This is a genomic window from Pollutimonas bauzanensis, assembly GCF_040393045.1.
Classification (GTDB): Bacteria; Pseudomonadota; Gammaproteobacteria; order Burkholderiales; family Burkholderiaceae_B; genus Pollutimonas; species Pollutimonas bauzanensis_A.
The window spans coordinates 1-11,610 of sequence record NZ_JBEBUX010000126.1 but is presented as its reverse complement, the minus strand read 5'-3'; the positions used below and the strand labels follow the sequence as shown (position 1 = coordinate 11,610).

Below are 11,610 nucleotides of genomic sequence, written 5' to 3'. Positions count from 1 at the left end.
ACCCATGATGCAAGCGCCGCCTAATGCATGTGCCGTAAACACTTGAACCGAAAATGCGCCAATCGCAGACGCCATACAAAAACGCCATTCAAACATCAGCTTGAATGGCGTTTTTTACGACCGTGGTGCTTAGCGCACGGGCAAGGCGTACATCAGGCCGCCGTCGGTCCATTGCGCATTCAGGCCGCGCTGGATCTTCAGGGGACTGCCCTGGCCCACATTACGTTCGAAGCTTTCGCCGTAGTTACCGACTTGCTTGACGATGTTGTAAGCCCACTTTTCGTCTACGCCCATGTTTTTACCGGCCCCGGCCGTTACACCCAATAGGCGAAGCACATTGGGGTTGGTGCTTTTCAACTGCTCGTCGACATTCTTCGACGTAACCCCAAGCTCTTCGGCGCCCACCATGGCATGCAAGGACCATTTGACGATATTCAGCCACTGATCGTCGCCCTGGCGCACGTATGGCCCCAAGGGTTCCTTGGAAATGATCTCGGGCAACACAACATAGTTGTCCGGATTTTCAAGCTTGGAAATACGGATCGACGCCAGGCCGGACGCATCGGTGGTAAAGACGTCGCAGCGGCCCGCAGCAAACGCGTTGACCACCTCGTTGAACTGCTCGATGACAACAGGCTTGTACTTGACGTTATTGGCACGCGCCCAGTCTGCCATGGTGTTCTCGTTGGAGGTGCCGGTTTGCATGCAAACCGTGGCGCCATCGAGTTCCTTGGCGCTTTTCACACCCAGCGACTTCAGAACCAGAAAGCCCTGGCCATCGTAAAAGTTAATGCCGGCGTGGATAGCGCCCAAGGCAGTGTCGCGCTGCTGGGTAACCGTGGTATTGCGAGCCAGCAAATCAATTTCGCCCGACTGCAGCGCGGTGAAGCGCTGCTGGGAATTCAAGGGAACCGCCTTGAACTTGGAAGCGTCGCCCAAGACAGCGGCCGCCACGGCGCGGCACACATCGATATCGAGCCCTTGCCAGTTGCCCTTGGCATCAGGGGCCGAAAATCCGGCAAAACCCGTGGTAACGCCACATTGGACAACGCCACGTTTCTTGACGATATCGAGTGTATCGGCGTGAGCCAGCTGCATCCCGGCCAGCATGACAAAGGCGCCCGCGGCGTACTTGAACTTGCGCATAACATTCCCCTTACGGTGGCTATTCAAAATCGTTTTTTGGCATGTTACTGCAATCGGCGCAGGCAAAAACAAATAAACTTATTCGTAACTGCGGATATCGTCGATAACCTTGCCGTCGTTGGGCAGGCTGCCGGGCTCGACCACCTCGATATCGGCCCGCAACTTGGTCAGCTCGCGCACCGATGCCGCCATGGCAAGCAGCAAGTCCGGATCCGGCTCAGCCAGTTCAACTTTCAATACCATGATGTCATTGCCCACCTTGCCGCTGATGACCAGCCTGGCCTTGTGCACCTGTAGATGCCTTTTCATCACCTGGGCGATTTGGCCGGGATGCACGAACATGCCGCGCACCTTGGTTGTTTGATCCGCCCTGCCCATCCAACCCTTGATACGGACATTCGTGCGGCCGCAAGGCGACGCGCCAGGCAAAACCGCCGACAAATCGCCCGTTCCAAAACGCAATAACGGGTAATCCGGATTCAATGTCGTCACAACCACTTCACCTACTTCGCCATTCGGGACAGGCTGATTGGTGCCAGGGCGCACGATTTCAAGAATCATGTCTTCGTTAAGCACCAGGCCTTCTCGTGCCGACGTTTCATAAGCGATCATGCCCAGGTCCGCACTGCCATAGGCCTGGTAACCGTCTATCCCCCGCTGGGCAAACCATTTGCACAACGAAGGCGGAAAAGCCTCGCCGGAAAACAAGGCACGCTTCACCGAAGGCAGCGCAACGCCCATGCCATCCGCCTTTTCCAGGATGATCTTCAGAAAACTGGGCGTGCCCGTATAGCCGACGGGCGCCAAATCGGCAATGGCTTGTACTTGCTGTTCAGTTTGCCCCACACCGCCCGGGAACACCGTGCAACCCAAGGCGTGGGCCGCGGTTTCCATCATCGAGCCAGCGGGCGTAAAGTGATAGGAAAAGCAGTTATAGACCAGATCGCCTGGCCGGAAACCTGCCGCGTACAATGCCCGCGCAAATCCCCAGTAATCGGGACGCTTGCTTTCCGGTTCGTAAATTGGCCCTGGCGAAGCAAAAACACGCGCCGCCTCGCCCCAGCCTATGGCTGAAAAACCGCCGAATATGCGACTGACGGCGGGAAGCTGCTGACCGGCCAAGCCCTGCCGCATATCCAGTTGAGCCTGTAGCAATTCACTCTTGCGAACCACGGGAATATGTTCCAGGTCAGACCGCTGGCAAATGCCATCCGGATCGACGTCCTGCAATTGCTGCGCAATCGCCGGCGCCCGCTCACGCGCGCTTTTTAATGCTGCCGGCAGACGGCTAAGCAAAGCCTGTTCCCGCTCGGACATGGAGATCCGCTCGCGTTCCTCGAAATATGTCGTCATGATGGTTTTTGCCTTTAGGCGAGCCAGCGTTTGCGGCGCCGATAAAACTTGTTGTCGCGAAAGCTTTTCCGTTCGCCGCTCGATACACCCAGATAGAATTCCTTGACGTCTTCATTCTCGGCCAGCGCCTTGGCTTCGCCATCCATCATGACGCGTCCGTTTTCCAGAATGTAGCCATAGTCGGCATAACGCAAGGCGATATTCGTGTTTTGTTCCGCCAGCAAGAAGCTGACGCCCTCGCGCTGATTCAGGTCGCGCACGATCTCGAAGATTTCCTCTACGATTTGCGGCGCCAGGCCCATCGAGGGTTCGTCCAGCAGAATCATGTTGGGGTTGGCCATCAAGGCGCGCCCAATCGCCGTCATTTGCTGCTCGCCGCCCGAGGTGTAACCCGCCTGGCTACCGCGGCGTTGTTTGAGTCTTGGAAAATACTGGTAAACCTTGTCAAGCGATGCGCTTAAATCGGCCCGGCTGAGATTGCGGGTATAGGCGCCGGTAAGCAGGTTTTCTTCTATTGTCAGGTGCGCAAAGCAATGGCGGCCTTCCATGACCTGTACCACGCCCCGCTTGACCAGATCGGCCGGCGAAAGCTTTTCAATGCGTTCACCGCGATAATCGATATTGCCTTTGGTGACGTCGCCACGCTCGGCCTTGAGCAAATTGGATACGGCGCGCAAGGTCGTCGTTTTACCTGCGCCATTGGCCCCAAGCAGCGCCACGATCTTGCCTTCGGGAACGCACAGCGAAACACCTTTGAGCACCAGGATAACGTGGTTGTAGATTACCTCGATTCCGTTCACATTCAGCAGAATCTTGGGGGCTTGCGCCTCGACTTTGGTATTCATATTTTTTCCCTGCAATCAGTTCCGCCCGGCGGCCGCTTTACAGCCGCCAGGCGCCTTTAGGCTGCTGCTAGCCTTCGCATGTACGAGGAGTAATCTTCTTCTCGCTGGCGTACTTGGCTGACAGGTCTTTCACCAAAGGATCTATGAACTTCTTATCGGACTGATACCAGTCGGAAACGATATCGAACTTGGTTCCGTTCCATTGAATGATACGAGCCCAATCATCGCCCATATGGTTGCTGCACGAGGTTTTCACCGGACGCATCAGTTTGGCGAAACCCAATTCCTCGAGGCGTTCCTGCGTGATGTTCAAGTTTTCAAAGCCCCACTGCACTTGCTCGCGGGTCATGTGCTTGCCTTTGCCGTACTTTTCCTGGGCTGCGCGGATGGCTTCGACTTGCAGCATAGAAATCATCATGCCGCGCGTATGCGCAATGGTGCCAACGTATTTGCCATTGGTATCGCTGCCCTGGCCTTTCTCGTACACGTACTTTTTAAGGTCGTCGTGCACTTTGCCATGGTCGGCGCTGTTGTGAATGGTAATGCCGTTATAGCCCTTGGCAACCGCCCCAAGATCCTGGACATCGTTCTCGGAACTGGCCCACCAGATGCCATACATTTTGTCGCGCGGATAGCCGACCGCCTGGGCCTCGCGGATGGCTGTCGGCGTCATGATGCCTGCGCTCCAAAGCAACAGGTAATCAGGCTTGCTCTGGCGGATTTGCAGCCAGGTGGATTTTTGCTGGACGCCTGGTGCGGTGACGGGATACAACTGCAACTCGAAACCATTGGCCTTGGCGCGCTCTTGCAGCAGGGCGATTGGCTCTTTGCCATACGGCGAGTCGTGGAAGACCAGCGCGATTTTCTTGCCCTTCAGCTTATCTTCGCCACCCAGCTTCTTGGCAATGTCCTGGATCATGACATCCGCCGCGGTCCAATAGGTGCCCAGCAGCGGGAAGTTCCACTTGAACACCGCGCCGTTGGCTGACTGGGACAAGCCGTAGCCCATGGTCTCGATCGACACGCCATCAATAATGGCCTTGTCGGTCAAGGCAAACGTAATGCCTGTGGACTGCGTATCGAAACCCGAAGCACCGCCATTCTTGTCTTTCAGGCGCTCGTAGCATTCGACGCCGCGGTCGGTTGCGTAGGCAGTTTCGCATTCTTCGTAAACAATCTTGACGCCATTGACGCCGCCATCGCGCTCATTGACGAGCTTCAGGTAATCCATCTTACCGTCGGCCCAAGGAATGCCCAGAGGAGCAAAAGAACCCGTACGATAGGCAAGCAAAGGTACGAACTGCTCTTCGGCGGCTGATGCCGGCAACGATACAGAAGCCAGTGTGCCCGCCACGGCAATCATTGCTGCTGCAAATTTAAAGGAACGTTTCATCTCCAAGTCCTCCTGGTGGTGTCTATATGCACCGTTTGTGTTGCGGCATAGCCTAAAGGGGCCAGCCGGGTTACTAATGTGTTGCCATAAAAACTTAATGCGGGAACGGCCAGATGCGCAGTTTCTCCTTGCCTATGCTCCATAGCCGCGCCAGGCCGTGCGGTTCAACGATCAGAAAAAACACGATCAGCGCGCCAAACACCATATGTTCAATATGCGACGCGGTATCAACAGCCAGCGACAAGCCGAACATATGCGGCACATTGGTCAGGAATACGGGCACCAGCACCATGAAGGCGGCCCCGAAGAAGCTACCGACGATGGAGCCCAGGCCGCCGATAATCACAATGAACAGCAGCTGCAAAGAACGCGTCAAATCGAAAGCCAATGGTTCCCACGAACCCAGATGGATATAGGCCCACAAAGCACCGGCCACCCCAATGATGAAGGAGCTGACGGCAAACGCCGTCAGCTTGGCGTAAACCGGGCGAATACCGATAACCGATGCGGCAACGTCCATGTCGCGTATCGCCATCCATTGGCGTCCGATGGCGCCGCGCACCAAGTTCTTGGCAAGCAGCGCAAACACCGCCACAAAAGCGAGTACAAACAAATAGCGCTGGACAGGCGTTTGAACAGGCAAGCCAAAGACATCAAGCGGGGGAACCGATACGTTGCCTGACGACGAGTAGTTGGTGAAAAACGGAATGCGCAGGAAAGCCCAATCGACAAAGAATTGCGCAGCCAGCGTAGTAACCGCCAGGTAAAGACCACGGATACGCAAGCTGGGAACACCAAATACGACGCCGACCAGCGTGGCAAACACGCCGCCCATCAGTATCTGCACGATCAGGGGCGTCGCCGGCATGCGGACACCGAAATTCCAGGCAGCATAGGCGCCAACCGCCATGAAGGCGCCCGACCCTATCGAAATTTGCCCGCAATAGCCGACCAGGATATTCAAGCCTATGGCTGCCAAAGACAGGATCAGGAACGGGATCAGGATAGCTTGCAGAAAATAGTTCGAAGCAAGCAGCGGCACCATCAGAAAAGCAATAAACAACACACCCAGGATAAAGACGCGATCCTGCCGGATCGGGAAGATTTGCTGGTCTGCCCGATAAGTGCTTTTGAATTGGCCGTTTTCACGATAAAACATAGTGGATACCCAATCTTCTTTTCGTTAAACCATCAAACGCGGTCAATGATTTTTTCACCAAACAAACCTTGCGGGCGAAACAGCAGGAACACCAGGGCCAGTACATAGGCAAACCAGATTTCGATCCCGCCACCGACAAACGGCCCAAGATAGACCTCGGAAATCTTTTCCCCGACGCCGATGATCAGGCCTCCGATAATGGCTCCGGGCACTGAGGTCAGCCCTCCCAGGATGACTACAGGCAATGCGCGCAAGGCGGCGGTGGACAAGGTGAACTGAACACCGAATTTCGACCCCCAGATCACCCCCGCAACCAGCGCGACCACACCCGCCACGGTCCATACAACGACCCAGATGCGATTCAGAGGAATGCCGATGGACTGCGCCGCCTGGTGATCGTCGGCTACGGCACGCAAGGCGCGGCCCACAGACGTGTACTGGAAAAACACGGCCAACACCGCGACCAGCAAGGCCGACACAGCCGCCGCTGTAAGGTCCTCAAGACTGATCAATACGCCGCCTTCGAAAATCGATTCAAAAATGAAGACCGGATCTTTGGGCATGCCGACATCGATCGAATACACATTGCTGCCGAAGATGATCTGGCCCATGCCATCAAGAAAATAACTGATGCCTATGGTTGCCATGAGAAGCGTCGTGCCTTCCTGATTGACCAGATAACGCAACACCCAGCGCTCAATAACGATGGCGATCAGCCACATGAACAAGCCGCTGATGATGAAGGCAAGTATGTTCGCCAGGATCAGGCTTTCGAGGCCCAGCCACTGCGGAATCCATTCAGAAAAGCGCGCCATCGACAAGGCGGCGATCAGCACCATGGCGCCCTGGGCAAAATTGAATACGCCGGATGCCTTGAAAATAAGAACAAAACCCAAGGCCACCAACGAATACAGCATGCCCGTCATCAGGCCGCCAAACAGGGTTTCCAGGAAAAATGCCATTTCTGTCTTCCTTGTTTAGTGGCTGGCGCCAAGATAAGCACGTATTACTTCGGGATTCTGGCGAACTTCATCAGGCATGCCGTCGCCGATTTTCTTGCCGTAATCCAGAACCACTACGCGGTCGGAGATATCCATTACCACACCCATATCGTGCTCGATCAGCACAATCGTGGTGCCGTACTGTTCGTTTACATCGAGAATAAAGCGGCTCATGTCCTGCTTTTCTTCGATGTTCATGCCCGCCATGGGCTCGTCCAGCAGAAGAATGCGGGGTTCCATGGCCAGGGCCCGTCCCAGGTCGACGCGCTTCTGCAAACCGTAAGGCAGGCGTCCCACCGGTGTCTTGCGATGAGCCTGAATTTCAAGAAAGTCGATCAGATTTTCCACGAATTCACGATGCGCAATTTCTTCGCGCTCAGCCGAACCGAGGCGAAACGCCTGCGCCAGGACACCGCTGGTCATGCGCAGATTGCGGCCGGTCATGATGTTGTCAAGCACGCTCATGCCCTTGAACAAGGCCAAGTTCTGAAACGTACGCGCAATACCCATTTCTGCGGCGCGTCGGGAGTTCATTTTCGAAAACTTCACACCCGCCAGGGTAATCTCGCCCTGTTGCGGCGTATACACCCCATTGATCACATTCAGCATGGAGCTTTTGCCTGCGCCATTGGGCCCGATGATGGCGCGAATTTCGTGTTCGCGCACATCAAAGGAGATATCGGTTAATGCCTTAACGCCGCCAAAAGCGAGCGAAATATTTTGTAGATCCAGAATCGTTTCGCCGATTCGTTGATCGCGAGCAGCTTGACTCATTACGCAGCCTTCCTCGTGTTGCCTGGGAATATCTTTGCCTGGGCGATCTTCAGGTCCGCCGAAATCTTGCCTTTACGGCCATCCTCGAACTTCACTTCGGTTTCGATGTACTGATTGGACTTGCCCTGGAAAAGCGCATCGACCAGGATGTCGTACTTCTGGGCAATAAAGGCGCGACGCACCTTGCGGGTACGAGTCAATTCATCGTCGTCAGGATCTAGCTCTTTGTGCAGAACCAGGAAGCGCGACACTTGCGAGCCGCACAGCTTGGCATCGGTGGAAAGATCAGCGTTGACCTCTTCCACGCATTTACGAATCAGCGCGTATACCTCTGGCTTTTGAGCCAGATCGGTGTAGCCGGCATAAGGCAGCCCCTGGCGCTCGGCCCAGTTACCCACAGCCTCCAGATCAATATTGATAAATGCGCAGACCTCGTTCCTGTCGGCGCCGAAGGCCACGACTTCTTTGATGTATTGATAAAACTTGAGCTTATTTTCTATATATTTGGGCGCGAACAAGCTGCCGTCGGCAAGCTTGCCGACATCTTTGGCCCGATCAATGATCTTCAATTGACCATCGGTATCCAGATAGCCGGCATCGCCCGTGTGATACCAGCCATCGGCTGTGTAGGACTCTGCCGTGGCTTCAGGGTTGCGATAGTATTCTTTGAAAAGGCCTGGGCTTTTGACCTGGATTTCGCCATTCTCGGCGACACGAATCTCAACCCCCTTGACCGGTGGGCCAACCGTATCGGCGCGCACCTGCCCATCGGACTGCACGCAGACAAAGACCGAGGTTTCAGTTGAGCCATACAGCTGCTTCAAATTGATACCGATAGAGCGGTAAAACACAAACAGGTCTGGCCCTATTGCCTCGCCGGCCGTATAGGCCACCCGGACACGGCTCATACCCAGAGCGTTGCGCAAAGGCCCATACATCACAACATTGCCGATACGGTACTTGAATCTGTCCCATCCGCTGACACTCGGATCTTTGTCGAGTATGCGAACACCCACGCGGCGCGCAAGCCCCATGAAAGCATGGAATAGCTTGCGTTTTATGGTGCTGGCGTCCTCCATGCGGATCATGACCCGGGTCAACAAATCTTCCAGCACACGCGGCGGAGCGAAATAATAGGTAGGCCCGATGTCGTGCATGTCGATCGATACGGTGTCGGGCGACTCGGGGTGATTGACGGTAAAACCGGTAACCAGAAACTGTGTGTACGAAAACATGTTCTGGCCTATCCAGGCCGGCGGCAGGTACGCCAGCACTTCTTCGCGGTCGGTCAGGTTTTCGAGCTCCTGGATGGCCAAAGCCCGATCGATAAGCGCGTGATGCGTAAGCACTACGCCCTTGGGCTTGCCCGTGGTGCCCGAGGTATAGAACATGGCCGCGGTGTCGTCAGGCTTGACGGCTGCGATGGCATCTTCGATATGGTTTGGATGTGCGGCGGAATACTCGCTGCCAAGCGCCAACAGTCGATCGAACGCCAACAGGTTTGCCAGAGCATAATTGCGCAAGCCGCGCGGATCGTCGTAAACAATATGGCGCAACGCCGGACACTGTTCGGCGACTTCAAGCATTTTGTCGACCTGCTCCTGATCTTCCACGATTGCCACTCGAATGTCGGCATCCTGGAACACGTAAAGCATTTCGGCGGCAATGGCGTCCTGATACAACGGAACAGGTATTGCCCCAATGGCCTGCGCAGCCATCATGGATAAATACAGGCGAGGCCGGTTTTCTCCTACAATCGCCACGTGCTGACCTGCCTGCACACCCAAAGCGGCAAGCCCACTGGCTAATACCTGCATCTGCGCCGCAAGCTGGCTCCAGGTCATGGTTTGCCATATCCCGAGATCTTTCTCGCGCATGGCGGCACGGCCGCCACGTACTTGCGCATGGTGCAGCACCCAAGCAGGGAAAGTGTCCGGCTCGGACGGAATCCTGCGCGCAGGCGAGTTTTGCGTCATGGTGTCTCCTTGACCCAGTATCATGTCCCTTTACCTGATAAAGTTTAGGGTTATATTTGTATCCAACCGTTTCTTTTTCTTATTTCAGTCAGGTGTAAAGGTATAGGCTCGCACGACATCGAACTGTCACGGATATGACATTCCTGCTTTTCCTAGGGTAAATCCTCATGCAACATAAAGACTTACTGCAAGATGCCGCCGCCTGGTTCGCTTTATTGTCGGCTGACCAGCAAGAGCGAGTGCAACGGGACATATCCATCACTCATTACCCTGCTGGCGCCATCATAGAGCGCAAAGGCGAAAAAGCCTATGCCTGGATGGGCGTGCTGAACGGGCTGGTCAAGGTATCGGTGGGCACGTCCGACGGCAAGCTAGCGTCGCTGACCGGCGTCCCCAGCGGCGGGTGGATAGGCGAAGGCTCATTGCTTAAAAACGAACGCCGCAAATACGATGTTGTGGCCTTACGGGACTGTTCGATCGCCCGGGTGCCGGTGATCACATTCAACTGGCTGCTAGACAACAGCATTCCCTTTAATCGGTATTTATTGCACCAATTGAACGAGCGCGTCGCCCAGTTCATCGGCAAAGCCGAATATGACCGCCTGCTGGCACCCGATGCACGCGTGGCCCGTTGCCTGGCAGAACTGTTCAACCCCCTGCTATACCCCGGCAAAAGCATGCGCCTGGACATTACCCAGGAAGAGATCGGCTACCTTGCCCGCATTTCGCGTCAGCGCACGAACCAGGCTTTACGCGCGCTGGAAGCGGCACAGTTGTTGAAAATAGAATATGGAGCCGTCCAAGTGCTGGACCTGGACGGCCTTAAGAACTACAGCCTGTAGACCTAATCCAGCTTGATGCCTGCAGCCTTGATGACGCTGCCCCATTCCTCGCGCTGCTGGTCGGCATAGGCTTTGAAATCGGCCGCTGACATAGGCATCGGTTCCACACCCATGCCTTTTATCTTGCCATCGACTTCCGGGGATTTCAAAGCGGCTTGCAAGTCGGCATTCAACTTTTCGACCACATCGCCGGGAATGCCCGCCGGCCCCACCAGCCCTTGCCAGGCATAGGCATTGAAGTTATTGACACCAGCCTCGGCCATCGTGGGTACATTAGGCAATAGGGCCAGTCGTTCAGGGGTGGCAACGGCCAGCACACGGAGTTTGCCCGCTTTGATATTAGCCAGGCCTGCCGCCGAATCGACAAAGCTGGCACTGACCTGCCCACCCAGCAAGTCCTGTATAGCCGGCGCGGCGCCTTTATAAGGCACATGCGCGATGTCGACGCCGGCGCGTTGCTTGAACATTTCAAGCGCAAGGTGATGCGGAGAGCCCGAACCCGCTGACGATGCAGTGAGTTTGCCTGGATCTTTACGGGCAGCAGCGATGAATTCTTCCAAAGTTTTGAAAGGCGAAGCTTCGTTGACGGCGAGCATCAGGGGAAAGCGCGCAAGACCGCCGATATAAGTGAATTTGACGGGATCGTACTGGAGTTTGGAATACAGCCAGGGGTTGAATGCCAGGGTGCCAGAGTCAGCCGTGCCGAATACATAGCCGTCGGGTTTCGCGTTCTGAATAAAGCTGGCGCCGATGATGGTCCCTGCGCCGGGCTTGTTTTCTACGATAACGGTTTGGCCTAATGTTTTTTCGATAGTGGAAGCGACGACGCGGGCGATGACATCGGAGCCGCCGCCTGCGGGGTAAGGGACGACCCATTGAACTGCACGCTCGGGCCATGCGGCGTGGGCTTGTGTGAGGCCTGCAAGGGTAATGGCTGATGCCGCCGCGATGGCCTTTAATAATTTAGGCATGAATGTTATCTCCATAAAATATTTAGATCAGAATTTGTTTTATGCCTGATTATGCTACGGGTGTTTGTTTTTTGAAATACTCGTTTGACGCGTTTTTATGACGGCGCAACGGGCGAGGAGGGTATGCATGGCGAATCCTCGCTGCGGTCC

At 55.4% G+C, this 11,610-nt stretch carries 10 protein-coding genes; 1 reads left to right on the top strand and 9 read right to left on the bottom strand.

Going from position 1 to position 11,610, the window contains the following annotated elements:
• Nucleotides 1-129: 129 nt before the first annotated feature.
• From ABWO67_RS16215 to ABWO67_RS16180, 8 genes are all read right to left on the bottom strand, one after another.
• Nucleotides 130-1,146, bottom strand: a complete 1,017-nt coding sequence (locus ABWO67_RS16215; RefSeq protein WP_353153381.1) for an amino acid ABC transporter substrate-binding protein — start codon at nucleotides 1,144-1,146, stop codon at nucleotides 130-132.
• Nucleotides 1,147-1,224: 78 nt separating this feature from the next.
• On the bottom strand, nucleotides 1,225-2,499 hold the full coding sequence (locus tag ABWO67_RS16210) for a phenylacetate--CoA ligase family protein (protein WP_353153379.1): 1,275 nt from the start codon (nucleotides 2,497-2,499) through the stop codon (nucleotides 1,225-1,227).
• A 14-nt stretch (nucleotides 2,500-2,513) separates the two neighbouring features.
• A complete protein-coding gene (locus ABWO67_RS16205; RefSeq protein WP_353153377.1) occupies nucleotides 2,514-3,344 on the bottom strand; it encodes an ABC transporter ATP-binding protein in 831 nt (276 codons plus the stop codon).
• 67 nt (nucleotides 3,345-3,411) lie between these two features.
• A complete protein-coding gene (locus ABWO67_RS16200; protein ID WP_353153375.1) occupies nucleotides 3,412-4,737 on the bottom strand; it encodes an ABC transporter substrate-binding protein in 1,326 nt (441 codons plus the stop codon).
• 94 nt (nucleotides 4,738-4,831) lie between these two features.
• Nucleotides 4,832-5,896, bottom strand: coding sequence for a branched-chain amino acid ABC transporter permease (locus ABWO67_RS16195; RefSeq protein WP_353153373.1), 1,065 nt, complete (start codon nucleotides 5,894-5,896; stop codon nucleotides 4,832-4,834).
• 32 nt (nucleotides 5,897-5,928) lie between these two features.
• The gene (locus ABWO67_RS16190) at nucleotides 5,929-6,858 is read right to left on the bottom strand and encodes a branched-chain amino acid ABC transporter permease (protein ID WP_353153371.1); all 930 of its coding nucleotides are present in this window, start codon (nucleotides 6,856-6,858) and stop codon (nucleotides 5,929-5,931) included.
• A 15-nt stretch (nucleotides 6,859-6,873) separates the two neighbouring features.
• Entirely contained in the window at nucleotides 6,874-7,671 is a 798-nt protein-coding gene (locus ABWO67_RS16185; RefSeq protein WP_353153369.1) for an ABC transporter ATP-binding protein, read from the bottom strand.
• On the bottom strand, nucleotides 7,671-9,647 hold the full coding sequence (locus ABWO67_RS16180; RefSeq protein WP_353153367.1) for an AMP-dependent synthetase/ligase: 1,977 nt from the start codon (nucleotides 9,645-9,647) through the stop codon (nucleotides 7,671-7,673). Before ABWO67_RS16180 ends, ABWO67_RS16185 begins: the two co-directional genes overlap by 1 nt.
• Nucleotides 9,648-9,814: 167 nt before the next feature.
• On the opposite strand from ABWO67_RS16180, the gene ABWO67_RS16175 reads away from it, so the two are divergent.
• On the top strand, nucleotides 9,815-10,489 hold the full coding sequence (locus ABWO67_RS16175) for a Crp/Fnr family transcriptional regulator (RefSeq protein ID WP_353153365.1): 675 nt from the start codon (nucleotides 9,815-9,817) through the stop codon (nucleotides 10,487-10,489).
• 2 nt (nucleotides 10,490-10,491) lie between these two features.
• Here ABWO67_RS16175 and ABWO67_RS16170 read toward each other — a convergent pair whose 3' ends face one another.
• Nucleotides 10,492-11,460, bottom strand: a complete 969-nt coding sequence (locus ABWO67_RS16170) for a Bug family tripartite tricarboxylate transporter substrate binding protein (RefSeq protein WP_353153363.1) — start codon at nucleotides 11,458-11,460, stop codon at nucleotides 10,492-10,494.
• Between the last annotated feature and the right edge of the window lie 150 nt (nucleotides 11,461-11,610).

Coding starts and splice junctions, on each gene's coding strand:
- ABWO67_RS16195 (WP_353153373.1), bottom strand. CDS start 5,896: ATGTTTTATCGTGAAAACGGCCAATTCAAAAGCACTTATCGGGCAGAC.
- ABWO67_RS16200 (WP_353153375.1), bottom strand. CDS start 4,737: ATGAAACGTTCCTTTAAATTTGCAGCAGCAATGATTGCCGTGGCGGGC.
- ABWO67_RS16205 (WP_353153377.1), bottom strand. CDS start 3,344: ATGAATACCAAAGTCGAGGCGCAAGCCCCCAAGATTCTGCTGAATGTG.
- ABWO67_RS16180 (WP_353153367.1), bottom strand. CDS start 9,647: ATGACGCAAAACTCGCCTGCGCGCAGGATTCCGTCCGAGCCGGACACT.
- ABWO67_RS16175 (WP_353153365.1), top strand. CDS start 9,815: ATGCAACATAAAGACTTACTGCAAGATGCCGCCGCCTGGTTCGCTTTA.
- ABWO67_RS16190 (WP_353153371.1), bottom strand. CDS start 6,858: ATGGCATTTTTCCTGGAAACCCTGTTTGGCGGCCTGATGACGGGCATG.
- ABWO67_RS16210 (WP_353153379.1), bottom strand. CDS start 2,499: ATGACGACATATTTCGAGGAACGCGAGCGGATCTCCATGTCCGAGCGG.
- ABWO67_RS16215 (WP_353153381.1), bottom strand. CDS start 1,146: ATGCGCAAGTTCAAGTACGCCGCGGGCGCCTTTGTCATGCTGGCCGGG.
- ABWO67_RS16185 (WP_353153369.1), bottom strand. CDS start 7,671: ATGAGTCAAGCTGCTCGCGATCAACGAATCGGCGAAACGATTCTGGAT.
- ABWO67_RS16170 (WP_353153363.1), bottom strand. CDS start 11,460: ATGCCTAAATTATTAAAGGCCATCGCGGCGGCATCAGCCATTACCCTT.